At 64.6% G+C, this 24,875-nt stretch carries 21 protein-coding genes; 12 read left to right on the forward strand and 9 right to left on the reverse strand.

Annotated features, from left to right (window positions below):
* Positions 1 to 161 precede the first annotated feature (161 nt).
* The gene (locus LJ656_RS31785; protein ID WP_230513423.1) at positions 162 to 1,103 is read left to right on the forward strand and encodes an autotransporter family protein; all 942 of its coding nucleotides are present in this window, start codon (positions 162 to 164) and stop codon (positions 1,101 to 1,103) included.
* Positions 1,104 to 1,366: 263 nt separating this feature from the next.
* Here the strand turns inward: LJ656_RS31785 and LJ656_RS31790 are convergent, their stop codons facing one another.
* Positions 1,367 to 1,714 carry an RcnB family protein gene (locus LJ656_RS31790; protein ID WP_230513424.1) on the reverse strand — a complete coding sequence of 116 codons (348 nt, stop codon included), beginning with the start codon at positions 1,712 to 1,714 and terminating at the stop codon, positions 1,367 to 1,369.
* A gap of 386 nt (positions 1,715 to 2,100) precedes the next feature.
* A complete protein-coding gene (locus tag LJ656_RS31795; RefSeq protein ID WP_230513425.1) occupies positions 2,101 to 3,504 on the reverse strand; it encodes a basic amino acid/polyamine antiporter in 1,404 nt (467 codons plus the stop codon).
* 64 nt (positions 3,505 to 3,568) lie between these two features.
* Between LJ656_RS31795 and LJ656_RS31800 the strand changes: the two genes are divergently transcribed.
* The 7 genes from LJ656_RS31800 (at position 3,569) to LJ656_RS31830 (ending at position 11,539) form a co-directional block, all read left to right on the forward strand.
* Positions 3,569 to 3,832: a hypothetical protein gene (locus LJ656_RS31800; RefSeq protein ID WP_230513426.1), complete on the forward strand. Its 264-nt coding sequence runs from the start codon at positions 3,569 to 3,571 to the stop codon at positions 3,830 to 3,832.
* 218 nt (positions 3,833 to 4,050) lie between these two features.
* A complete protein-coding gene (gene nhaC / locus LJ656_RS31805) occupies positions 4,051 to 5,547 on the forward strand; it encodes a Na+/H+ antiporter NhaC (RefSeq protein ID WP_230513427.1) in 1,497 nt (498 codons plus the stop codon).
* A 162-nt stretch (positions 5,548 to 5,709) separates the two neighbouring features.
* On the forward strand, positions 5,710 to 6,309 hold the full coding sequence (locus LJ656_RS31810; protein ID WP_230513428.1) for a LemA family protein: 600 nt from the start codon (positions 5,710 to 5,712) through the stop codon (positions 6,307 to 6,309).
* 52 nt (positions 6,310 to 6,361) lie between these two features.
* Entirely contained in the window at positions 6,362 to 8,344 is a 1,983-nt protein-coding gene (locus LJ656_RS31815) for a M48 family metallopeptidase (RefSeq protein ID WP_230513429.1), read from the forward strand.
* 8 nt (positions 8,345 to 8,352) lie between these two features.
* Positions 8,353 to 9,588 carry a GNAT family N-acetyltransferase gene (locus LJ656_RS31820; RefSeq protein ID WP_230513430.1) on the forward strand — a complete coding sequence of 412 codons (1,236 nt, stop codon included), beginning with the start codon at positions 8,353 to 8,355 and terminating at the stop codon, positions 9,586 to 9,588.
* 213 nt (positions 9,589 to 9,801) lie between these two features.
* Entirely contained in the window at positions 9,802 to 10,461 is a 660-nt protein-coding gene (locus tag LJ656_RS31825) for a DedA family protein (RefSeq protein WP_230513431.1), read from the forward strand.
* Positions 10,462 to 10,507: 46 nt separating this feature from the next.
* Positions 10,508 to 11,539 (forward strand): AI-2E family transporter, encoded by a 1,032-nt coding sequence (locus LJ656_RS31830; protein ID WP_230513432.1) that lies wholly within the window; start codon positions 10,508 to 10,510, stop codon positions 11,537 to 11,539.
* A gap of 72 nt (positions 11,540 to 11,611) precedes the next feature.
* Here the strand turns inward: LJ656_RS31830 and LJ656_RS31835 are convergent, their stop codons facing one another.
* From LJ656_RS31835 to LJ656_RS31865, 7 genes are all read right to left on the reverse strand, one after another.
* On the reverse strand, positions 11,612 to 12,709 hold the full coding sequence (locus LJ656_RS31835; RefSeq protein WP_230513433.1) for an AI-2E family transporter: 1,098 nt from the start codon (positions 12,707 to 12,709) through the stop codon (positions 11,612 to 11,614).
* Positions 12,710 to 12,867: 158 nt separating this feature from the next.
* A complete protein-coding gene (locus tag LJ656_RS31840; protein WP_230513434.1) occupies positions 12,868 to 13,050 on the reverse strand; it encodes a CsbD family protein in 183 nt (60 codons plus the stop codon).
* A gap of 422 nt (positions 13,051 to 13,472) precedes the next feature.
* Positions 13,473 to 14,660 (reverse strand): enoyl-CoA hydratase/isomerase family protein, encoded by a 1,188-nt coding sequence (locus LJ656_RS31845; protein WP_230513435.1) that lies wholly within the window; start codon positions 14,658 to 14,660, stop codon positions 13,473 to 13,475.
* 34 nt (positions 14,661 to 14,694) lie between these two features.
* Complete coding sequence (gene mmsB / locus LJ656_RS31850) at positions 14,695 to 15,609, reverse strand: 3-hydroxyisobutyrate dehydrogenase (protein WP_230513436.1); 915 nt, start codon at positions 15,607 to 15,609, stop codon at positions 14,695 to 14,697.
* A 54-nt stretch (positions 15,610 to 15,663) separates the two neighbouring features.
* Positions 15,664 to 17,205, reverse strand: a complete 1,542-nt coding sequence (locus LJ656_RS31855; protein WP_230513437.1) for a CoA-acylating methylmalonate-semialdehyde dehydrogenase — start codon at positions 17,203 to 17,205, stop codon at positions 15,664 to 15,666.
* 166 nt (positions 17,206 to 17,371) lie between these two features.
* The gene (locus LJ656_RS31860) at positions 17,372 to 19,063 is read right to left on the reverse strand and encodes an AMP-binding protein (protein WP_230513438.1); all 1,692 of its coding nucleotides are present in this window, start codon (positions 19,061 to 19,063) and stop codon (positions 17,372 to 17,374) included.
* Between the two features lie 167 nt (positions 19,064 to 19,230).
* A complete protein-coding gene (locus LJ656_RS31865) occupies positions 19,231 to 20,364 on the reverse strand; it encodes an acyl-CoA dehydrogenase family protein (RefSeq protein WP_230513497.1) in 1,134 nt (377 codons plus the stop codon).
* 232 nt (positions 20,365 to 20,596) lie between these two features.
* On the opposite strand from LJ656_RS31865, the gene LJ656_RS31870 reads away from it, so the two are divergent.
* From LJ656_RS31870 to LJ656_RS31885, 4 genes are all read left to right on the forward strand, one after another.
* Positions 20,597 to 21,643, forward strand: a complete 1,047-nt coding sequence (locus tag LJ656_RS31870) for an AraC family transcriptional regulator (RefSeq protein WP_230513439.1) — start codon at positions 20,597 to 20,599, stop codon at positions 21,641 to 21,643.
* Positions 21,644 to 21,733: 90 nt separating this feature from the next.
* Positions 21,734 to 23,593, forward strand: a complete 1,860-nt coding sequence (locus LJ656_RS31875; RefSeq protein WP_230513440.1) for an NfeD family protein — start codon at positions 21,734 to 21,736, stop codon at positions 23,591 to 23,593.
* Positions 23,590 to 24,360 (forward strand): slipin family protein, encoded by a 771-nt coding sequence (locus LJ656_RS31880; RefSeq protein ID WP_230513441.1) that lies wholly within the window; start codon positions 23,590 to 23,592, stop codon positions 24,358 to 24,360. The genes LJ656_RS31875 and LJ656_RS31880 overlap by 4 nt, the downstream gene beginning before the upstream one ends.
* Before the next feature lie 140 nt (positions 24,361 to 24,500).
* Positions 24,501 to 24,770, forward strand: a complete 270-nt coding sequence (locus tag LJ656_RS31885; protein ID WP_230513442.1) for a DUF4148 domain-containing protein — start codon at positions 24,501 to 24,503, stop codon at positions 24,768 to 24,770.
* The last annotated feature ends 105 nt before the right edge of the window (positions 24,771 to 24,875 follow it).

The following is a 24,875-nucleotide window of genomic DNA, read 5'->3' on the forward strand; positions in this document are numbered from 1 at the left end:
TCGACGCATTCGGGAAGTAGTGCGACCTGTTTGCGGTCATCGCCTTCGACGAATCGCTTCATGAGTCACCCAGTCTCAATGAGTTGATTCAGTTTAGGCGATGACTGCGTTTTCACACAGGCTCGGCCACCTACGGCGTAGTTCAGCCGGTGTCCCGGCAGATGGGTGTCGAGATGCTCGGTACGCTGCATGAGCGCATCGGCGACACGCTGACGCCAGAGAGCGGTGGCGCGGACAATCAGGGCTGGACAAAGTCCGCCTGGGGGCGCGTGTTCGGCGGGCAGATCGACAACCGCTACGGCGCCTATGCCGCTCCGCGCGCAAGCGGCGGCGTCGGCGGCTTGCAGACCGGTCTCGATGTCTGGCGCGGAAGCCTCTGGCCCGGCCATCGCGACGCTGCGGGCGTCTACTTTGCGTACGGCTACGGTCGGGCGGATGTCGATGGTCTGGTCACCAACGCGGCGGCAACCGGCTACTCGCTGGAACACACCGGCTCGATGCATCTGAACGCGTATTCGGGCGGTGGCTACTGGACACACTACGGCCCCGGCGGTTGGTATCTCGACGCTGTGCTGCAAGGCACGTACTACGACGGCGACGCGACCACACAGTTCGCGAACCTGCCGGTCCGGGGCACGGGCTTCGTGACGTCGCTTGAGGCGGGCTATCCGATCCCGTTGCCCTTCGGCCCGGGCTTCGAGCTGGAGCCGCAGGCGCAGATCATCTGGCAGCACGTGTCGTTCAACGATGCGAACGACGGTCTGGGGGACGTCTCCCTGGGCTCGACTTCGGGCGCGACCGGCCGGCTCGGCGTGCGCGGGAAGTGGAAGATCGAAGGCAGCAACGGCGCCGTATGGCAGCCCTATCTGCGTGCGAATGTGTGGCGGGACTTCAGTAACCAGGCCACCACGACCTTCGCCAATGATGCGGTGCCGCTGATCATGCAGGCGACGCGGCTGGAATTCGCCGGTGGCGTCACAGCGAAGATCAAAGACCGGCTGAACCTGTACGGGCAGTTCGGCTACCAGTTTGCCGTGAGCGGAAACAGCAATGTTCGCCGTAATGGCGTCGAGGGCGACGTCGGCGTGCGCTACTCCTGGTAACGTCCCGGCTCGTCGTGACCGCTTCGGAGAGGCTAGCGGGCCCTCGGGCCCGCAGCCGCACATGTCCGCATCGGATCGGGCTGCGTCGGTCTTCTCCCCGATCTCATCGCTCGGAAGCAGTCACTCGAATTCAGGGGGCTGGAAGCACCGACGCCTCAGTCCGCCCCGCGACTATGCTCGTGCGCGCGGACATTAAGCAGATAAAATTTGCGTGCAGCCTGCGTGTGCCGCCCTACCGCAATGACGCACGCGCAGGCGCGCCATCACGGCGTCCCAGAAACGATATCCGAAATGATCCAGTTACTGGTCGATACCAGCACATAGTCGCCGTTGACTCCTAGCCATTTGTGGCCACGAGGGGGCGCCTTGAGGTCATGACTTTGCCAGTCATTCATAATGAAGTTGTAGTGACGGTAGTCGGACGGTACACGTTGTCCTTTGTGCCAGTCACGGTGTGGAATTGACGGCATGACCTGCTGGCGGGGCTTGCCTTGGCTCTCCATCTGCGCCTGCCCACCTTGCGCGTCCGCCGTTGGACCCGCTGCCATCGCGGTTAGAGAGACACCGGCAAATGACAGCACAACCAGTTGCACGAGAATCCGCTTGCTCATGTTCAGGCCTCCCTATGGTCGAAGAAATAACCTTTGTCGTAGTACTGAATAACTTGCAAACTGAAAAAGACGACTCATGTCTTCCACGATCTTTCAAATTATAGTATGTGGACATTCAACTTCAAGCCGGCTAGCGCCCCCTATCGCTCACGCCGCTGTTGGAAAATGCAAATATTTTCAGATCATCTGGCACAGCTTAGCTTACGGCTTGAACAGTAATGACTGTGCTATTCAGCGTGTCCGGCTGTTGAAATCAAGTCGCTTCGGTTGTGGTCATTCCAGTAGCTGCAACCACGATAGTTCTGTACCGCTGACCGGAGCAATTTGACTAGCGGGGAGCAGAGGCGACTCCGACAAATTGGCCCGCTCTGTTCAACCGGATGTCGTTAGAGCGCAATCCGACCAGTCGCGAGGCCATAAATGCCGACGATCGCGCCGATGACCGCCACGATGAAAATGATCCAGTCTGAAGCGATGAAGACGTTCTTGTTCTGCTCGCGCCGAGCCCAAATATAGAGCGCCGTTCCTGGCGCATACAGCACAGCGGAAAGCAGGATAAATTTCAGACCACCCGCAAAGATCACGGCGATGCCTGCCATGATCAGGTCGCGCCGGCGCTCCTCCGGGCTCACTTCGTAACTTTCCCCGCGCTTTGAAATCATGAATCCGTAAGCCGCCACGAACAGATACGGAATCAATGACATCGCGCTCGTCAGATTCAGCATCAACGCGAACGCATCCCGCGAGAAGTAAGTGCTGATGACGAGCAACTGCACCACGATATTGGTCAGCCACAATGCATTGGCAGGCACCTTGCTAGCGTTTTCCCTCGCAAACACGGCGGGCATGTCCCTGGTCTTCGCCGCGGTGAACAACACTTCGGCGCAGATCAGCGACCACGCGAGATAGGCGCCCAATACAGAGATGAGCAGACCGATGCTGACGAAGACAGCACCCCAATGACCGACCACTGCCTCGAGCACCGCCGCCATCGAGGGCTGGCGCATGTCGGCAACGTCGGCGCGCTGCAACACCGCGTATGGCAGCATTGTCACGAGCACCATCATCGACGTTACGAAGATGAAACCGATGATCGTGGCCGTGTCAACGTCGGCGCGCTCCCTCGGATAGCGCGAATAAACACTGGCCCCTTCGATCCCGATGAACACGAACACGGTGACCAGCATGGTCGAGCGCACCTGCTCGAAAAGGTTGCCCTCTAGACCTCCGCCATAGAAGTTTCCCTGGAACAGGTCCATCCGGAAGCCGAAGCTCAGGATCACGATGAACACCAGAATCGGAATGATCTTGGCCACCGTGACGATGGCATTGATAAAGGCAGCCTGCTGTACGCCCTTCAGGATCATGTAGTGAAACAACCATATTCCCATCGAAGCCACGACGATCGCGACGACCGTATTGCCGTCGCCAAACACGGGAAAAAACGCGCCGAGCGTCGACTTGATCAGCACCCAGTACGAAACGTTGCCGATACAACTACCGATCCAGTAGCCGAATGCGGAGAGAAAGCCCGGATAGTCCCCAAAGCCCGCTTTCGCATATGCGAACACACCCGCGTCCAATTCAGGCTTTCGTTCCGCCAGCGCCTGAAATACGCGCGCCAGCATGTACATGCCGGTTCCCGCAATCAACCAGGCAATGAGTGCCCCAAACGGCCCCGTGGCATTAGCGAAAGTTCTCGGCAGGGAAAATATGCCCGCTCCGACCATGCTGCCTACCACCATTGCGGTGAGCTGCGTTCTTGACATCTTCTGCGCGGTTGGCGTCATTATTTAGCCCTATTAACTATGATACTAATTACATTGATATTCAAAAAGAATACGACATGCATGATTGGCAGCAGATGGTGACCGCGCGGTCACACCGATCCTGAAAGTGCCGCACGAAAAAAGAATGGTCGGTCAACTAGCTTTTGCCAAATTAGCGCCGCTTGGCGAGTACGTCCTCTATTGCCAAGCAGGTCATTGGCGCATCGCCAGCCTTCAACCTATCGGCGAAACCGCCCGGAAAATGCGGAAACCAACCTTGCGTGATACCCGAAATGAAGGCATCAATGGAGTGGATCTCAAGCCGGGCATCAACTGCTTCTCGAGGTGAATGCAACGCGTCTTCACGCAGCAACGATTCTTTCCTATCCTTGAAGCTGCGGTCGCAATTCCGGAGTTGCCATCAGCGCGACGAAGGGAAGATGGTCCACACCTGAACGGTGACCTCATACTCCGGCCTGCCGTTCGTGACCGTTTCGTGAATACTGGTTCACCGGGCGGCGTGATGACAACGTTTTGGACTACCCGACAAACAAACGGAGCATCCCGATGAAGCGGCGCAAGTCACCTGAGCCGGTCACGATGTTCGAGGCACTGATTCCCATCGCCGGCCTCGTCTTTCTCGTCGGCGTGTCCTTCTATCTGTTCGGCGACGGCGGCGCGGACGGCCCGAACCAGGTGGCGCTGGTGGTGGCGACCATGCTGGCGGTTTTCGTCGGCTGGCGCCGCGGTCACTCGGTCGCGTCGCTCGGTGAAGCGGCGAACGCGAGCGTCAGTTCGGGGATCGGCGCGATTCTGATCCTGTTGGCGGTCGGCGCGCTGATCGGCACGTGGGCGCTGTGCGGCACCATCGTCGCGATGGTCTATTACGGCTTGCAGTTGCTCAACCCGGACTATTTTTACGTCACCGCGTGTGCGATCTGCGCATTGATCTCGTTCGCGATCGGGACGTCATGGACGGTCGCGGGCACGGTCGGGATCGGCTTGATCGGCATTGCGCAGAGCATGGGTCTGAGTCCCGCGATCACCGCCGGCGCCGTGATTTCCGGCGCGTATTTCGGCGACAAGTCTTCGCCGCTTTCCGACTCCGCCAACCTGGCGGCCGCCGCCGCGGGCGTCGATCTTTATCACCATGTGCGCGAGACGTTGCTGACGTCGCTGGTCGCGATCGTCATCACACTGGGCGTGTTCTATCTCCTGGGCAGCCCGGCCGAATTCGATGCAAGCGCGGAGATCGCCGCGATGCAGGGAGCGTTCTATATCTCGCCCGTGCTGTTCCTGCCGCTCGTGCTGGTGGTCGTGCTGACGCTGTTCAAGCTTCCGGCCTTCACCACCATTTTTCTCGGCGCCCTTGCCGGCGCGGTGGTGGCGGTGTTCGTCGAGCCGGCGCGGGTGCTCGCGTTTGCCGCGGCGCGCGAGGGCGTGCCGGTGCCGATTGCGATGCTCAAAGGCGTATGGCTCGCGCTCGCGAGCGGCTACACCTCGACCACCGGCAATCCGGAACTCGATACCCTGCTCACCCGCGGCGGGATGGACAGCATGCTGACGACCATCTGGCTGATCATCGCGGCACTGGCGTTCGGTGGCGTGGTCGAGAAGTGCGGGGTGATAGAACGGCTGATCGCCCCGGTGGTCAACTGGGCAAAAAGCGGCGGCGCGCTAGTGGCCTCGCTGGTCGGCGCGACTGTCGCGACGAACATCGTCACGGCGGACCAGTTCATCGCGGTCGTGCTGCCGGCGCGCATGTTCAAGAATGCCTTCGCGATGCGCGGCTATGCTCCGATTGTGTTGTCGCGTTCCGTAGGCGATTCGGCGACCACCACCGGCGCGCTGATACCGTGGAACAGTTGCGGCGCGTACATGGCCGTGACCCTCGGCGTCCCGACACTCAGCTACGCGCCGTTCGCTGTATTTTGTGTGGTGAGTCCGCTGCTGACGGTGGCGATCGCGTATGCGGGTATCCGCATGCCACGCGTCCCGCAAGTCCATCCCGGAACCTCGACCGAAGGTGGACCGCCAACTCCAGTCCATGGGGACTCCAAATGACGTCGACCATGCTCGCCGGGGCGTCGCAGCACGACGGAAATGGCCACCCTTTTCTGGTAACGGTTTCACGAATTGCTTGAATTAAAGGTAATTTCACTTAACCTAGTTTGGTAGTCAGGCGATCGTCCGAACCAGCAATCCTCTAGTCGGAGTTCACGGCCAATGAGTCCCGTCGTAGTCACCCTGCTCGTGCTTCTAGGCGTCGCGCTGCTGCTCGCGCTCTGGCTGATGGGCATCTACAACGGGCTAGTGGTCGCCCGGAATCGCTTCGCGAACGCCTTCGCCCAAATCGACGTGCAGCTAAAACGCCGCTATGAACTGATTCCCAATCTGGTCGAAGCGGTCAAGGGCTACATGGGCCACGAAAGGGACACGCTCGAGGCCGTCATCAAAGCCCGCAACAGCGCAATGGCAGCCGAACAAAAGGTCGCCGCCAATCCCAGCGACCCGGCGGCCATGAGGGGGTTTAACGAGGCCGAGGCGCAACTGGGCGGCATTCTGGGCCGGCTTTTCGCGCTATCCGAAGCGTACCCGGACCTCAAGGCCAACCAGAACATGCTCGCCCTTCAGGAGGAGCTGAGTTCCACCGAGAACAAGGTCGGCTTCGCCCGGCAAGCCTTCAACGACGCCGCCACCGACTACAACATCCGGCGCGAGGTCTTCCCGGCGGTCGTGGTGGCCGGCATGTTGGGTTTCAAGGAAGCGGCGCTACTCGAAACTGCGGAGGCCGAGCGCGCAGCGCCCAAAGTGTCGTTCGGGTAACCAGGAACCACCGCAGCTCCGTGCACTTCGTGCTCCTAAAAGCGCGCCGACCATGGCCACCAATTTCTTTCAGCAGCAGGATGTAGCACGGCGCAAAACAGTCCAGCTGGTGATCTATTTCGTCCTCGCGATCCTGATACTGATCGCCCTCGTGTACGGCCTGTTGGTGGCGCTCGCTATGTCTGGCGCTCACCAGCCGGTGTCCTGGTGGCAACCCGACTTGCTCCTGATCGCGGCTCCGGGAGTGGGTATCGTGGTCGGCGGAGCCAGCGCGATCAAGGTGGCTCAGCTCGCTTCCGGCGGCCAGGCCGTCGCCTTGATGCTCGGGGGTAAGGAGGTCCCGGGCACGACCACCGACGCGCGCGAGAAACGGCTCCTCAACGTCGTCGAGGAGATGGCCCTCGCCGCGGGAGTGCCGGTGCCCCCCGTATACGTTCTGCCTGAGGCAGGTATCAATGCCTTCGCGGCCGGCTACGCGCCGGGCGATGCTGTGGTCGCCGTCTCCAGGGGCTGCCTCGACTATCTGAGCCGCGACGAGCTGCAGGGCGTGGTGGCCCACGAGTTCAGCCACATCCTGAACGGCGACATGCGGCTCAATATCCGACTGATAGGCCTGATCTTCGGGATCATGGTGTTGTCGATCATCGGCCGCAGCCTTATGTTCGCATCCCGCGGACGGTCCTCGGGAAGACAGGATTCGCGCGGCGGGATGGTGCTGGTGGGACTCGGCGTGTTTGTGCTGGGCCTCGTGGGAGCGTTCTTCGGTCGGCTGATCATGGCCGCGGTATCCCGGCAGCGCGAGTACCTGGCGGACGCCAGCGCCGTCCAGTTCACGCGCAATCCCGACGGCATTTGCGGGGCGCTCAAGAAGATCGGTGGATTGGCCGAAGGGTCGCGCATCGACAGCCCCAAGGCCGCCGAGGCCGCTCACATGTTTTTCGCCAACGCCCTCGCCGGTGACGGGTTCGCCGGACTGCTGGCCACCCACCCGCCCCTCGTCGAGCGCATTCGCCGGCTCAATCCCGAGTTCGACGGCCGGTTCCCGGAGGTGCGGCCAGTGGGCTTCGATCATGAAGAGCTGCAAGAGCGCCGCACGAATCGCGACTCGCCTTTCGGCGCGGCTCCAACGCTACCAGGGCTCCCGCAGGTACCTCTACCGGTGTTGGGGCTGGCATCCAACGCGGCATCCCGGGTCGGCCATATCGATCCGGAAGTAATCGACTACGCCCACGAGCTGCACGACAGCATGCCCGAGGTACTCCGCGTCGCCGCACAGGAACCGTTCAGTGCTCGCGCGCTCGTCTACGCTCTTCTGATGGACCCGCGGGCGGACCTGCGGGATCTCCAGCTGACTCAGCTGAAAGCTGGAGCTGAACCGCAGGACTTCGCGGAAGCCTTGCGGCTGCTCGACCCTGTTCAGGCATTGCCGGACACGCATCGGCTGCCTCTGCTGGACCTGGCCTTGCCGGCGCTGCGGCAGATGTCGGCGCGCCAGCACGGAGCTTTCCGCGCCCAGGTGGAGATGCTGATGCTCGCCGACCAGCGGCTGACCCTGTACGAGTACACGCTCCGCTGTGTGCTGCATCGCCATCTCGATGCCCAGTTCCTGCCGCAACGACGGCCGCGTCCAATCCACAACTCGCCGCAAAGCGTGGCGCATCAGGTGGCGATCGTGTTGGCGCTGTTGGCCTGGGAAGGCCAGCCGGAACATGACCTGGCGACCCGGGCTTTCGATGCAGGCATGCGCGACTATATCGGCGGCGCACCCACAGAGCGCTTGCGGCCTCGCGAGGAATACTCGCTCGCCGAGTTCGACGCGGCCCTGCAGACGCTCAGTCAATCCGTCCCGGCCATCAAGCAGCGAATCGTCGACGCCTGCGCGGGCTGCATCCTGGCGAACCAACAGATCACTGTGCGCGAAGCGGAGCTGCTGCGCGCGATCTGCGATACGCTCGACTGCCCGCTACCGCCGCTCATGGTTCAAGGCTTCGCCTCAGATAGCATTGCAGCGAAGCAAGATGTGGCATCCAATTGAGTTTGCCGGTGGCCCTCGACCCGTTTGCGATGAAACTACTTCCAAAGCAACTGCACACCCGCCTGCAATTACGCAAGAACTTGCGTCGCTCCAGCGGCTTTCAAATTGCCATCGCGCATCGCCTGCGACAGCTGAACCTCGAGGATTGGCGCACGGTAACCGCCGGACAAAGCTTTTATTTTTCGCCTGAATATCTGCAAATGATTGAAGCGGCTGGTCCGGCCAATCTCGAGCCGCGCTACGCGTTGATCTCGGATGACGACGGACCGCGAGCCACAGTCTGCATGCAAATCGTCGAAGTGAACCTCGAACACTTTGGTGAACAAGGCAAGCGCAAAATTAAAGTGCCGCTCAAAGAGCGAATTCTTGTCTGCGGCAACCTGCTCAGTTACGGGCAGCACGGCGTTTGTTTCATGCCCGGCAGCGCTCCTGCGGAACTCTGGCCAGCCGTGGCGGAGGCACTCTATCGTACCCGCCGATGCGAAAAGCTGGATGGCCAGACCAACGTGATTCTGGTTAAGGACATTCTGGAGGCCGACAAGGTACCCAGTGCCTGCCTCGGGGAACTCAGCTATTCCGCCGTCGAAACCGAACCCAACATGGTGCTGACGCTACCCGAAGGCGTCCATACCCATGATGACTATCTTGCCAGTCTTGCGTCCAAGTACCGCAATGCCGTCAAGTCCCAGATCTACAAACCGTTCGATGCGGCTGGATTCCGGATCGAACGCCTCGAGAACGTGGCGCCGGTTGCCGCACATCTTCAAGATCTTTACCTGCAGACCCGCACCAATGCGAGCGTGCGCCCGTTTATGCTGGATCAGCAGTACTGGCCAGCATTAGCATTAGCTGCCGGCGCACGTATCACTTTCCACGTCGCGGTCAAGGGTAGTCATATTTATGGCTTCGTTGTCACGCTCAGGGATGCGGAGACGGCCGTGGTCTGGCACATCGGTTTCGATCGCGAAGCAGCCGCCACGGGGGTGCCGCTTTATCTGCGCCTACTGCATGCGTCGTTGACGCAGGCAATTGAGTTCCGCTGCCGACGCGTCTCTTTCGGCAGAACGGCGCTTGCACCTAAAGCGCGCATTGGCTGTCAGCCGGAGCCGATGCAGATCTGGGTGCGCCACCGCCAGCCTCTTCTCAACCAGGCCATCAGCCCTTTGCTGCGACTGATCCAGCACGAAGAGGCGCCGGAATGTTTTCCTTTTAAAAAAGCAACGAAGCACTCTGGAGAGCTTTGAGATTCATATAGCCGTAATGGGACTTCCACGCAGGAGCAAGATTGAGCAAGACAGGTTCGCATCCTGAAAGTCTCGAATGCTAGCTGGTTGCTCGCCACGTCATGGCGTGCAACGCGCTTCGGGCCGTCGGCAACACAGCGCGGTGCTACCGCGCTTGCCGCTATATTCCACTCTCGAGCAACGGACACATAGCCTGCACACATGGCGACGTTCATGCAATTCGTGTTGCAACTGGAACAGGACCTCGAAGCGTTGCTGGTCCAGCATGGACCGTTGGCCTACGCCATCATCGGCGCGGTCGTCTTCTGCAGTGTCGGCGTACTGCCGCTCGTGATCCTGCCCGCGGACATGCTGCTGATTCTGTCCGGCGCGCTCGCCGCCGTCGGCGTGCTGCAGCCGTTGTGGCTCGCGCCGTTGCTGGTCGCGGCCGCGGTTGCCGGAACAGGATTTAACTATGCGCTGGCACGTGCCGTCGCGTCGGTCTGGAAACCGAAGCGCAGCGGCTGGATCGAAAAGGCCAGTGCGCGAACGCGTGCGCTCTATGCACGTCACGGCGCCGCGCTGCTGCTGTACTCTCCTTTCATTGCAATAGTCCGGGCGGTTGCACCCGCGCTCGCCGGCGCGACGAAGATGCCGTTTCGCCGCTTCGTGCGCTTCGCGACCGGCGGCGCGGTGATCTGGATATGCTCACTTGCGGGGCCCGGTTATTTTTTTGGCAACGTGCCATGGGTCCGCTCGCACCTGCCGGCGGCGATGGCGATCACGATCGGCGCGGGTGTCGTCGCGCTCGTCGTCAGCCTGCTGTGGCGAGGACGGCGCCAGCGCCACGCCACCGACCCGACGCTGTCCGACGAAAAGTCTGGTTTCGACTGACCGGCGACCCACGACCCGGCAGGCAACGCTGCTCGCGAGGAGACGCATGAACCAGGGTCTGCTGAAATGCACATGTGCGGCCGTGCTCGTCACACTGCTTGCGTGGGGACTGTATGTCGGCCGCCCCGTGCTGGTGCCGATTGCGTTCGCCATCATCGCGACGTACGTGGTCTTCGGTCTTGCCAACCTGCTGCGCCGCGTTCCCTACCTCGGCGCCCCCCTGCGGGACGGCCTGCGCCACGCAATCGCCGCGACGCTGATGCTCTTCACGGTCTACCTGTCGGTCGACCTGCTGCTGTCCGACCGCGATCGGCTGATGGCCGTTGCGCCGAAGTACGAGGCGACGCTGCTCGTTTTGCTGACGAAATTCGCCGCGCTGCTGCACATCGAAACGGAGGCGAACTGGGCTGCGATCCGCCGCGATCTGTTAGCGAGCGTCAACGTGCAGGCGATCATGACCGCCACGCTGTCGTCGGTGTCGTCGCTGCTCGCGGCGATCATCGTTGTGCTGCTTTATGCGACCTTCTTTCTCATCGAACACGCGAAATACCGCCGCAAGCTCGTGAAATTCGCGGGCGGCTCGACGCGGATCGTGTCGATAATCGACGAGATCAACTCGAAGATCGGCATCTATCTCGCCATGAAGGCCCTGCTTGGCGCGATCCTTGGCATCGTGAGCTGGATCTGCATGCGGCTAGTCGGACTCGAATTCGCGGAGCTTTGGGCAGTGCTGATCGGCCTGCTGAATTTCATCCCCTATGCGGGCTCGTGGATCTCGGTCGCGGTGCCGACGTTGCTCGCCGCCCTGCAGTTCGGCCAGTGGAACGCGGCGCTCGTGCTGTTCATGTCACTCACTCTCGCGAACTTCGTGGTCGGCCATCTCCTCGACCCGTGGCTGATGGGCGGCTCACTGAATCTGAGCCCCGCGATTATTCTTATCAGTCTGGCGGTGTGGTCGTCGATCTGGGGCATCGCAGGTGCCTTCCTCGCAGTGCCGATCACCGTCGGTCTGGTCATTGCGTTTTCCGCGTTCGAATCGACACGTCGTTTCGCAGTTCTCCTGACCAACGATGACTAACCCTGTTCGCCCGTCGGGGACGAGCGATAGCTGTCAACACACGGAGCAAGCGCTTGCGGCGCCGGCCCCGCCTCACTCCTGTTCGTCGGTCACCTTCCCCGTCAACGCGCGCCGCGCCGCCTCCCCTTGCTCGTGCGAGCTCGCGTAAAACACCTTCGCGCGACCGATCACGATCTTCAGCGTCGCGATCACCGGCACCGCGAGAAAAATCCCCGCGACGCCGCCGAGCTGGTCGCCCGCGAGCAGGCCGACGATCACCAGGAACGGGCTGACCTCGACGCCTTCGCTCATCAGATATGGATTGAGCACGTAGTCCTGGAAAGTCCGGTACAGCGCGAAAAACACCACCAGCCACAGCAGATGCGGGAAGCCGCTGAACAGCGCGACGACCAGCGTGACCGCGACCGCGGCAAGCGGCCCCGCGAACGGCACGAATTCGAGCAGCCCGGCGCCGACCGCGAGCAGAAACGCGTAAGGCACGCCGAACAGCGAGAACGCGATGCCGTAGAAGATCAGCGTCGCGAGCGACAGGAACAGCAGCGCGCGCACGTACTTCGACAACAGCACGTTCACATCGTCGGTGATATCGCTCCACAGCACCCGCTGCTGCTTCGACAGCAGCGCGAGAAACGCGTCGCGCATCCGCGCGCCGTCCTTGACCAGCAGAAAACTCAGGATCGGAATCAGCACCAGGTAGATCAGGTTGCTGGCCGCGTGCACGACGCCCAGACCCAGGCTGCGCGCCATCGGTACCGCGTTGTCGGAGCCGGTCTCGATCTGGCTGCGCACGAAATCGGCGATCCGTTCGCGCAGCGGCTCGAGAAAATGCGGCAACGGCAGACGGTTCGGCACGTCGCTGCGCATCAGCGTCGGCAGTTGGGTGACCAGTTTGGTCGCCTGATCCTGCAGTTGCACGCCGAACACCGAGCCGACCACCGCGATCGCCGCGACGACGACGACGAACACCAGCGCGATCGACGCGACGCGCGGCACCCGCCGCGGCCGCACGCGCTCGACGAGCTGCACCATCGGGAAGATCAGGTAACTGAAGAACACCGCGAACACGACCACCAGCACCGTGGTCGACGCGATATAGATGAGATAGAACAGCAGCGCAATCAGGGACGCGGTCCAGACTTTCCTGGCCGTGCTGACTTCGAATCCCAGCATGGAACTTCCTTGTGTGGGCGCGATGCGCTGCCGGCGCAGGCACCAGCGACGGGCGAAGCCTTCCGCTAGCGTGACACCGGCGCACGCACCGGGTGCGGCTGCGTCGGGACCCGCCCGCATTTACCGGCCGGCAATGACCGGCCGGGGACAGCGCAACCTTACTGCTTCATCCGTTCGCGCATCGCATCGGCGGCTTCGAGCACGCGCAGCTGCATCCGGCCGGCGAGCTTTTCCGCCGCGCCTTCCGCCTGCTTCACGCGGTTGCGGGTGACCTTGCCGATCGCTTCCTTGACCGAGCCCCGCAGTTCCTTCGCAGTACCTTCCATTCGATTCATATCCATCGCGCTTTCCTCGTAAGTTTGACTGTGGAGTTGCCTGCTGACGTTGCAACGAAACAGCAAACGGACGGCGCGGCGCGCCGTTCCAACACACGAACCGCCTCGCGAGAGGCGTTCCGCGTCCAAGCAACCTGCTAATAAAAGCACATACCGTACCCGGTCGCTCGATCAGCAGCGGTTGACTGAACGAAAAGCCGGGAAAGGCGGCCGCAAAACCACGCCGGGCAGCGGGTTACGAACCGATGGACGAGATGGAAAGGAGCGCGCGGGCGCGCGCGTCGCTGCACACGCGATGGGCATTTCCCACATAGTGAAAAACGCGATTGAAAAAATGGGGTTAACCCTTGTGCTTTTGACAAATTCGACGGGGCGGCAGGGACCACCTGCATCTGGCCCCTGCAACCGGCGCCGACCGCCCACCCCCGCTATTCGCCCAACCCCGCCAACGGATGCGCGTCGATGCTCCACGGCGAACTGAGAAATTGCCGGACCCGCTCGGGCCGCACGGCGGCGAGCGTCGCCGGCGACCAGCGCGGACGGCGGTCCTTGTCGAGCAGTTGGGCGCGCACGCCTTCGCGGAAATCGCCGTCGTCGATCGCCCGCTTCACCATGCCCAGCTCCATCCGGAAGCACTCGGCGAGCGTCATCTGACGGCCGCGCAGCAGCGCTTCGCGGGTCACGTACAGCATCGTCGGCGAATGCGCGGCGAGCGCGTCGTGGGTCGCCTGCAGCCATTGCCGCAACTCGCGCGGCGGCTCGCGTTCGAGATCCTGCCGCAGCGTCGCGACGATCCGCTCGACGCCCGAGCGGCGGTCGAAGTGGCGCAGGATCGGCTGCGTCAGCGCGGCGAGCGGCGGGTGCGGCACGATATTGCACGGCGGTTCGAACACCGCGCGCAGCGCTCGAACGGGCTCGCCGTCGTGCGGCATCCGCTGCAAGCGCTCTTCGAAGCTCGCGAGCCAGTCGGACGGCACGCACAGGTCGGCCAGTTTCAGTCGCACCGCGTCGGCGCCGCCCAGCGTCGCGCCGGTCAGCGCGACGTACAGCGCCAGCTCGGCCGGCATCACGTTCAGGAAATGGCTCGCGCCGACGTCGGGCAGCAAGCCGATGCGCGTCTCCGGCATCGCAAGCCGGCTGCGCTCGGTCACGACCCGCAGCCGCGCGCCCTGACCCAGCCCCATCCCGCCGCCCATCGCGATACCGTCGAGCAGCGCGACCACCGGCTTCGGAAACGTCTGCAGCGCGTAATCGAGCCGGTATTCGTCGACGAAGAACGCGAGCCAGCGCGGGTCGTTCGCGGTCGCGAGCCGATGCACCTCGCGCACGTCGCCACCCGCGCAAAAGCCCTTGTCGCCGGCGCCCCTGAGTACCAGCGCGACGATTCCGCTATCGGCGCGGCAGTGCTCGACCAGCATCGCGAGTTCGCGCACCATCGCGTGCGACAGCGCATTGAGCGCGGCCGGCCGGTTCAGCGTGATGATCGCGACGCGGTTGACGACGCGAAACAGGATCTCGCGCTCGGCTTCGGGCTTGCCGCGGGCATGCTCTGAAGGGTTGGTTGCCGGATCAGTCGCGCTGCCGGTCTCGAGCACGACGCTTTGCAGAGCGCTCATCGCCGTACCTCCTGCTGCGGGTGGTCGAGGTCGTTCATCGCGCGCCGCCCCCGCTGCCGGTACCGCCTTCGCACCGATACAGTTTGATTACCGCCGAAAAATCCAGCCGGCCCGCGCCGTTGCTGCTCATCGTCTGATACAGCTGCTGCGCGAGCGCGCCGAGATAGACCGGCTGGCGCACGCTGCGCGCGGCATCGGTGGCGAGGCCGAGGTCTTTCAGCATCAGATCGGTGCCGAAGCCGCCGCTGTAGTCGCGCGATGCGGGCGCAGTGTCGATCACGCCCGGCATCGGGTTGTAGGTGTCCGAACTCCAGCACCGCCCGGTCGACGTATTGATGATCGCGCCGAGCACCTTCGGATCGATCCCGAGCGCCTCGCCGAGCGACATCGCCTCCGCGACGCCGGCCATCGAAATACCGAGCACGAGGTTGTTGCAGATCTTCGCGACCTGGCCCGTGCCGCTGTCGCCGCAATGGACGATGTTCTTGCCCATCGCCGCCAGCACCGGCTTCACCTGCTCGAACGCGCTCGCGCTGCCGCCGACCATAAAGGTCAGCGTGCCGGCCGCCGCGCCGCCGGTGCCGCCGGACACCGGTGCATCGATGAAGCTGTTGCCGTGGCGCGCGGCGAGTTCAGCGAACGCCTTCACGCTGGCCGGATCGATCGTGCTCGAATCGATGATCGGCACTCCTGTGGCAATCCCGGCGAGCACGCCGTCGTCCGCGCTCAGCACGCTGCGCACGTGCGCGGCGGCCGGCAGCATCGTGATCACGCATTCGACGTCGCTCGCCGCCGTCTTCGGCGAGCCGCACGCCTGCGCGCCCGCGTCGACCAGCGTCTGCACCGCGGCCGCGCTGAGATCGAATACCTTCACCGCGTGGCCCGCTTTCAGCAGGTTCAGCGCCATCGGCGCGCCCATGTTGCCGAGTCCGATAAAGCCTATTTTCATGATGTCGTCTCCGTTTCCGGCTGCGCCGCACCGCGCGCTCTCGCCGGATATCGTTCAGCGCAGGCGGATCGTCGTGTTGACGCCGTCGTTCACCGCATCGTCGTCGAACCAGCGCGCGGTCACCGTTTTGGTCTGCGTATAGAACTGCACGACCTGCTTGCCGTATGGACCGAGGTCGCCGAGCTTCGAGCCGCGCGAACCGGTGAAGCTGAAGAACGGCACCGGCACCGGGATCGGAATATTGATGCCGACCTGGCCGATATCGATCTCGCTCTGGAATTTGCGCGCCGCCGCGCCGCTTTGCGTAAACAGGCCGACGCCGTTGCCAAACGGATTGCGGTTGACGAGCGCGATCGCGTCGTCGAGCGTCGCGACGCTCAGCACCACCAGCACCGGCCCGAAAATCTCGGTGCGATAGATTTCCATCTCGGTGGTCGCGTCGGCGAACACGGTCGGGCCGATGAAGTTGCCCTGCTCGTAGCCTGGCACCCGAACGTCGCGGCCGTCGAGCGCGAGCGTCGCGCCTTCGCGCACCCCCGACTCGATCAGACCGAGAATCCGCTGTTTCGCCGCGCGCGACACCACCGGGCCGACATCGGTGCCCGGCTCGTGGCCCGCGTTGACCTTCAGCGTCCTCGCCTTCGCGACCAGTTCCGGCAACCAGTCGCGCGCGGCGCCGACCAGCACCGCGACCGAGGTCGCCATGCAGCGCTGGCCGGCCGCGCCGAACGCGGCGCCGGCCAGCGCGTTGAGCGTCTGCTCGCGATTCGCATCGGGCAGCACGACCGCGTGATTTTTCGCGCCCATCATCGACTGCACGCGCTTGCCGTGCTCGCTGCCGAGCCGATAAACATGGGTGCCGACCGCGGTCGAGCCGACGAACGAGATCGCCTTCACGAGTTCATGCGTACACAGCGCGTCCACCACCTCCTTGCCGCCGTGCACGACGTTCAACACGCCCTTCGGCACGCCGGCTTCGAGCGCGAGTTCGACCAGTTGCATCGTCGAGAGCGGGTCCTGCTCGGACGGCTTCAGCACGAAGGTGTTGCCGCACACGAGCGCCATCGGGAACATCCATAGCGGGATCATCGCGGGAAAGTTGAACGGCGTGATGCCCGCGCAGACGCCGAGCGGCTGACGGATCGTGTAGGTATCCACACCACCGGCGACGTTCTCCGCGAATTCGCCTTGCTGCAACGTGCCGATCGAACATGCATGCTCGACCACTTCGAGGCCGCGGAAGATATCGCCTTCGGCATCGGGCAGTGTCTTGCCCTGCTCCGCGCACAGCGTCTTCGCGATACGCGGCATATGCTCGCGAATCAGCGCCTGATATTTCAGCATGATGCGCATGCGCGCGCCGATCGGCGTGTCCTTCCACGTCTTGAACGCGGCATGCGCGCTGCGCACCGCTTCGTCGACTTCGGCGGCGGTCGCGAACGGCACGCGCGCGAGCACCGCCTGGGTGGCCGGATTGACGATCTCGCGCCACTCGGTGCTGGCCGATTCGACGAACTCGCCGTTGATCAGCAGCTTGACGGTCGCGACATCGCCAGCCGCGTCGCGGCCGGTCGGGTTCGAAGCAATTGCGTTCATGCTGACACTCCTGTGCGATGGCCGCGCGGCGGCCGGACAGCAATAAGAAAAAGGCAACAGTTCTCCCGCCCCGGATTCGCAACCCGAGTCCGGAGCTGGCGATTCAATCAAAGGCGATTAACCACGTAGATTCGGAACGTCGAATCAAAGCGCGCAATAACCACGCTCAACGCAGATCGGGAAAGTCCTCTTCCCAGTACTCATCGGGCAAACGCGCGGGCTCGGCCGCGCGCTCCAGCTCGCGGCGCCGCAATTCGACGCGGCGGATCTTGCCGGAGATCGTTTTCGGCAGTTCGCTAAATTGCAGGCGGCGAATCCGCTTGTACGGCGCGAGTTTTTCGCGCGAGAACGCGAATACCGCGCGCGCGAGTTCGGGACCGGCCTGGTATCCCTGACGCACGGTGACGAACGCCTTCGGCACCGCGAGACGCAGCGGGTCGGCGCTCGGCACCACCGCCGCCTCGCCGATCGCCTCGTGTTCGATCAACACGCTTTCGAGTTCGAACGGACTCAAACGATAGTCGGACGACTTGAACACGTCGTCCGCGCGGCCGACGTACACGTAATAGCCGTCGTCGCGACGCAGCGCGACATCGGAGGTGCGGTAAAAGCCATTGCGCATCGCCTGTTCGGTGGCCTTCGCATTGTTCGCGTAGCCGGTCATCAGGCCCAGCGGGCGGCCGGCGAGCGGCAGCGCAATCTCACCTTCGGTAACCGGCTGGTCGTCCGCATCGAGCAGTTCGACCCGATAGCCCGGCAGCGGACGCCCCATCGAGCCGGGCACGACCGGCTGGCCCGGCGAATTGCCGATCTGGCAGGTCGTTTCGGTCTGGCCGTAGCCGTCGCGAATGGTGATCCCCCACGCGTGCTTCACGCGCTCGATGATCTCCGGATTGAGCGGCTCGCCCGCGCCGACGATCTCGCGCAGCTTGACCGGATAGTCGGTCAGGCGCTCCTGCACCAGCATCCGCCAGACGGTCGGCGGCGCGCACAGCGTGGTCACGTTGAAGCGCACGAGCGCGGCGAGCGTGTCTTTCGGCACGAAGCGCGCGAAGTTGTACACGAACACGCAGGCCTGCGCGTTCCACGGCGCGAAGAAGCAGCTCCACGCGTGCTTGGCCCAGCCCGGCGAACTGATGTTCCAGTGGATGTCACCGGCTTGCAGACCGATCCAGTACATCGTGGACAGATGGCCGACCGGATAGCTCTGATGCGTGTGCTCGACCAGCTTCGGCTTCGACGTGGTGCCGGACGTGAAGTACAGCAGCATCGGATCGCTCGCGCGGGTCACGCCCTCAGGTGTGAAGTCCGGCGATGCGTCGTACGCGCCGGCCAGATCGATCCAGCCGTCGCGCGTCGCGCCGACCGAAAAGCGCGTGAGCGGCGCATCGAGCGCATCGAATTTGGCCAGTTCCGCGCTATCGACGACCGCGAATTTCGCGCCGCCGATTTGCACGCGGTCGCGCACGTCGTCGGCGGATAGCTGGGTGGTGGCGGGCAGCACGATCGCGCCGAGCTTCATCGCGGCAAGCATCACGTCCCATAGTTCGACCCGGTTCGGCAGCATCAGCAACACGCGGTCGCCGCGGCCGACGCCCGCCGCGCGCAGGAAGTTCGCCATCCGCGCGGAGCGCTCCGACATCTGCGCGTACGACAGCTTCAGGCCGTCGCTCGCCGGGTCGTCGACGATCCACAGCGCCGGATTCGGGTTGTCGCGCGCGATCGCATCGAAATAGTCGAGCGCCCAGTTGAACTCGTCGAGCGCCGGCCACGCGAACTCGCTGTACGCCCGCCCGTAGTCGGTCCGATAGCGCACCAGCAGATCGCGCGCGTCGAGAAAGGCTTTCGCTGCAGTCATCGTTTGTCTCCTGTCAGCAAGTTGGTTGCTGTCGGCGCCGATGCGCCCGGTTGTTTTTGCCGGCTTGCCGCTGCGTTGCGCGTGTACTGCGCTGCGCCGTTCGGTGCGACGCGTCGTCCACGGCCCGGTTATTGTGCGCTCAAACGGCGCCGTCAAAACAGGCGCAATCAAACATGGCGCGCGATCACCATCCGCTGCACTTCGCTGGTCCCCTCGTAAATCTGCGTGATGCGCGCGTCGCGGTAGTGACGTTCGACCGCGTAATCCTCCAGGTAACCGTAGCCGCCGTGAATCTGGATCGCGTTCGAGCAGATCTCCTCGGCCAGCTCGGACGCGAACAGCTTCGCCTGCGATGCCTCCGACAGACACGGCCGCCCCGCCGAGCGCAGCCGCGCCGCGTGATGCACGAGCAGGCGCGCGGCGTTCAGCCGGGTCGCCATATCGGCGAGCATGTTGGCGATCGTCTGGTGATCTCTCAAAGGTTTGCCGAACTGTTCGCGCTCGCTCGCGTAGGCTCGCGCGGCATCGAACGCCGCCCGCGCGATGCCGACCGCCTGCGCGGCGATGCCGATGCGCCCCCCTTCCAGGTTCGACAGCGCAATGCGCAGACCGTCGCCCGGTTCGCCGAGCAGATTGGCCTCGGGGATCGCGCAGTGATCGAGCGAGATCGGGCAGGTATCGGACGCGCGGATCCCGAGCTTGTGCTCGGGCCGGCCCACCTGGAAGCCCGGCGTCGCGGTCGGCACGATGAACGCCGACAGTCCGCGCTTGCCGCGCTCGGGATCGGTGACCGCAAATACGATCGCGAGACCGGCGCGCGCGCCGTTGGTCACGAACTGCTTGCTGCCGTTCAGAATCCATTGGCCGTCGCGCAGCACCGCGCGGGTGCGCAGATTGTTCGCCTCGGAGCCCGCCTGCGGCTCGGTCAGGCAGAACGCGCCGATCGTGCGGCCGGTGGCAAGGTCATGCAGATAGCGGTCCTTCTGCGCGGCGCTGCCGAAATTCAGGATCGGTCCGCAGCCGACCGAGTTGTGCACGCTCATCAGCGTCGCGCAGGCCGCGCAGCCGGCGGCGATTTCTTCGAGCGCGAGCGCGTAGGCGACGTAGTCGGTGTACGAGCCGCCCCACTCGGGCGGCACGATCATGCCGAGAAAACCGAGCTCGCCCATCTGCGCGACCACTTGCGCCGGCAGTTGCGCGTCGCGATCCCATTGCGCCGCGTGGGGCGCGAGGCACTCGCTCGCGAAGTCGCGCGCCGCGTCGCGAATCATCCGTTGTTCGTCGGTGTAGAAGCTGTCCATGTGCATGACTGCGTCCTTTGCTATGCAGACGATCTGTGCGTTGCCGCGAGGGCTCGATGGATGCAAGTGTAGGCAAGCCGCCCGCGTCGCTCGATGCTCGCTGCGCTCAATCTCGCTGAGCGCTTTTGCCATACTGCTAACATCAGGCCTCGCCGCGGCCCGTTATTTTGCGAGTTGCATAAACCTCGAGCGCTCCCGGATTGAGCGCTTTTGCCAGCACGCCCCTATCCGCATGAAAAGCGACAAAGGCACGATCTCCATCAGTCTCGTCGAGGAAACCCTCGCGCTCGCAAGCGCGCGCGGCCTCGACGCCCGGCCGCTCGCCGAAGCGGCCGGGATCGCCGCGCCGATGCTCGCGTCGCCGAAAGGCCGCGTGTCGTCCGCGCAATACGGCGCGCTGTGGGCGAGCATCGCCCGCGCGCTCGACGACGAATTCTTCGGTCAGGACTCCCATCCGATGAAAAGCGGCAGCTTCATCGCGATGACGCAGATGGCGCTCGGCGCGCGCAACGGCGCGCAGGCGCTGACGCGCGCGGTCGGTTTCATGCGCCTCGTGCTCGACGATCTCGGCGTGACGATCGACAGCGATGCGGAGCGCGTGCGGCTGCGCTACGTCGAGCGGCCGCGCGCGAAGCCGCCGGCGATGTTCGCGTACGCGACGTATTTCATCCTCGTGTATGGGCTCGTGTGCTGGCTGGTGGGCCGGCGCATTCCGCTGCTCGCCGCGCGCTTTCGCTGCGCGGCGCCGCCGGCCGCGCACGAATACCGGCTGATGTTCTGCGACGACATGCGCTTCGGCCAGTCCGAGTCGTACGTCGATCTGGAGCCCGCGTTTCTCGACCTGCCCGTGATCCAGAGCGCGCGCTCGGCGCGCACGTTTTTGCGCGATGCGCCGGGCAGCTTCATCGTCAAATACCGCGATCCGGGCTCGCTCGCCGCGCGCGTGCGCAAAACGCTGCGCGCGCTGCCGATGGCCAACTGGCCCGCCGCCGACCAGATGGCCGCGCGCCTGCACGTCGCGGAGGCGACGATGCGGCGGCATCTGAAGCAGGAAGGCCATACCTATCAGTCGATCAAGGACGCGCTGCGGCGCGACATCGCGATTGCCGAATTGCAGCGCGGCCAGCGCACGATCGCCGATATCGCGAACACGGTCGGGTTCGCGGAGCCGAGCGCGTTTCATCGCGCGTTCCGCAAATGGACGGGGATGCGGCCGGCCGACTATCGACCCGCGCGCGCGGGCCGGGTCGAACTCACGCGCCGCGCCGAATCGGACTAAGCTTTAAGCGGCAACCGGCCAGCCCCTGATCGAGGTAGCGGCCGCCGCGCCGCCGGTTTTTTGCGCCGGCGGAGGCGGCGGCCGGCAGCGATGAACACGATGGTGCGTCTTCCGCTCCGGCAGTCCGGTCCGCGTCCGCCGCTTATCCGCGGTGGTGGCGCGGGCCGTTTGATGCGCGGCATCGCCGCGCTCGGCGTGCTGTTGGCGCTCGGGTTCGGGGTCGGGGTCGGGGTCGCGGCGCGCGAAGGACATTGGCCGGGCTCGCCGGGCTCGCTGGGTTCGCTCCTTGCGCCGCTTGCCGCGCTGTCGCCGCTCACGGCGGCGCGCGCAGCCGGCAATCCGGCCAGCAATCCGGCCAGCCCCCCGGCGGCCATCTCGAACAGCGTGGTGGTGATTTCGGTCAATGGCGCGATCGGCCCCGGCAGCGCGGATTTCATCGTGCGTGGTCTGGAACGCGCGGCGAGCCGCCACGCGCAACTCGCGATACTCCAACTCGATACCCCCGGCGGCCTCGATACGTCGATGCGGCAGATCATCAAGGCGATCCTCGCGTCGCCGGTGCCGGTCGCGACCTTCATCGCGCCGAGCGGCGCGCGCGCCGCCAGCGCCGGCACCTACATCGTCTACGCGAGCCATATCGCGGCGATGGCGCCGGGCACCAACCTCGGCGCGGCGACCCCGATCCAGGTGGGGATCGGCGGCAGCGAGCCGCCGGGGGGCGGTGGCGGCGGAGTCGGTGGCCCGGGCCGCGGGTTTGGCGGCGCTGGCGGGGGTAGCGCCTTTGGCGGTGCCGGTGACGGCAGCGGTGGCGGGTTGAGTGGTCAGGCCACGGCTCCCGGCGGTGCCCCTCCCGGACTGCCCGACACGCGCACGCTGCCCGGCGGCACTTCGACACCTTCGGTCAATCCGTCCACCGCGTCGCCGGCATCCTCGTCCGCCGCCGAAGCATCCGCGGCTGCCCCTGCCAGCACACTCCCGTTAGACAGCCAATCGACCGAACTGCGCAAGCAGGTCCACGACGCGGCCGCCTACATCCGCGGCCTCGCGCAGATGCGCGGCCGCAACGCCGACTGGGCCGAGCGCGCGGTCCGTGAGGCGGTCAGCCTGTCCGACGAGGAAGCGCTCGCGCAGCACGTGGTGGACGTCGTCGCGCGCGACGTGCCCGACCTGCTGCGTCAGCTCGACGGCCGCACGCTGACGACCAGCGCCGGCGCCGTCACGCTGCACACCGCGCACGCGCCGCTGGTCACGCTCGAACCCGACTGGCGCAGCCATTTCCTTGCGGTAATCACCGATCCGAGCGTCGCACTGGTGCTGTTGATGCTCGGCATGTACGGGCTGTTCTTCGAATTCGCCAATCCGGGCTTCGTGCTGCCCGGCGTGGTCGGCGCGATCAGTCTGTTGCTCGGCCTGTTCGCGATGCAAATGCTGCCGATCAGCTACGTCGGTCTCGGCCTGATCTTTCTCGGCATCGCGTTTCTGATCGGCGAGGCGTTCCTGCCGACCTTCGGCTCGCTCGGCTTCGGCGGCGTCGTCGCGTTCGTGATCGGCGCGATGATGCTGATGGATACCGACGTACCCGGCTACGGGATCCCGCTGCCGTTGATTGCCGCGGTCGTCGTGTTCAGCGTCGCGTTCGTGCTCGGCGTGTCCCGTCTCGCGCTGCGCGCGCGGCGCCGGCCGGTCGTGACCGGCTCCGAGGCGCTGATCGGCTGCATCGGCGTGGTGCTGGACGGCGGCTTGCTGCCCGAGCCCGAGCCGGCGAGCGGCGGCGGCGCGCTGGCCGGCTGGGCGCGGGTGCACGGCGAGCGCTGGCGGGTGTCGAGCAGCGCGCCAGCCGCCGCCGGCCAGACCGTGCGCGTGACCGCGCGGCATGGCCTGACGCTGACCGTGGTTCCCGTGCGCTCGGCGGTCGACGCGCCGGACGCGCTCCAGGGAGAACGCTCATGATCGGCTTCACATTCGGCTTCAGCAGCATCCTGATCCTGCTGGTGGCCGCGCTGATCGCATCGTCGGTGCGGATTTTCCGCGAGTACGAGCGCGGCGTCGTGTTCATGCTGGGGCGCTTCTGGAAGGTCAAGGGGCCCGGTCTGGTGCTGATCGTGCCGATCGTCCAGCAGGCGGTCCGGATGGATTTGCGCACCGTCGTGTTCGACGTGCCGCCGCAGGACGTGATCACGCGCGACAACGTGTCGGTGAAGGTCAACGCGGTCGTCTATTTCCGCGTGGTCGATCCGGAAAGGGCCGTCATCCAGGTTGCCAAATACTTCGAAGCAACCAGCCAGCTCGCGCAGACTACGTTGCGCGCGGTGCTCGGCAAGCACGAACTCGACCAGCTGCTGTCGGAGCGCGAACAACTGAACGCCGACATCCAGAAGGTGCTCGACGCGCAGACCGACGCGTGGGGCATCAAGGTGTCGATCGTCGAGATCAAGCACGTCGACATCAACGAAACGATGATTCGCGCGATCGCGCGCCAGGCCGAAGCCGAGCGCGAGCGGCGCGCGAAGGTGATTCACGCGGAGGGCGAACTGCAGGCGTCGCAGCAACTGCTGCAGGCCGCGCAGACGCTCGCGCAGCAGCCGCAGGCCATGCAGTTGCGCTATCTGCAAACGCTGACGACGATCGCCGCCGACAAGAATTCGACGATCGTCTTTCCGCTGCCGATCGATCTGGTCAGCGCGGTGATGGAGCGCTTCGGCAAGCCGCCGGCCTGAGCTCCATCGCACCCGGCCTACCCGGCCCATCCCGCCGGCAGAAATGCTGCATTGCTTCCTGTCGCCTTACTCGGCGCCCAGCAAAAATCTAGAATGCCCGGCTGTTTTTTAATGCTCCATCGGAGCCTGAAGAGTCTGTGATGAAAATGCTTTCCCAACTTGGTCTCGGCGTGCTGCTCGGCGCCGTGAGTTTCAGCGTGTGCGCGCAAGCCGTTACGCAAGCCGTTACGCAGCCCGCCGATCCGTCGGCGCCGAAGACCCGCGCGCAGGTGCGCGCCGACCTCGCCGCATGGCGCGCCGCCGGTTACGACCCGTTCGACTGGCTGAACTATCCGGAGAACGCGCTGCGCGCGGGCCGCATCGTCGCGCAGCAACGCGCGCAGCAGGCGGGCGCAACCGCGGTGCAGTAACGCGGGGGCGACGACGCTGAGCGGACAGCGGTGGGACGGCGAGCGCTGGCCGGTCGCCGGTCGCCGCCGCTCCCGGGGCAAAACCACCGCCGCCCGGCGGCGCGG

Origin of the sequence: Paraburkholderia sejongensis, assembly GCF_020880815.1 — a bacterium.
In the GTDB taxonomy this organism is placed as follows: Bacteria; Pseudomonadota; Gammaproteobacteria; order Burkholderiales; family Burkholderiaceae; genus Paraburkholderia; species Paraburkholderia sejongensis.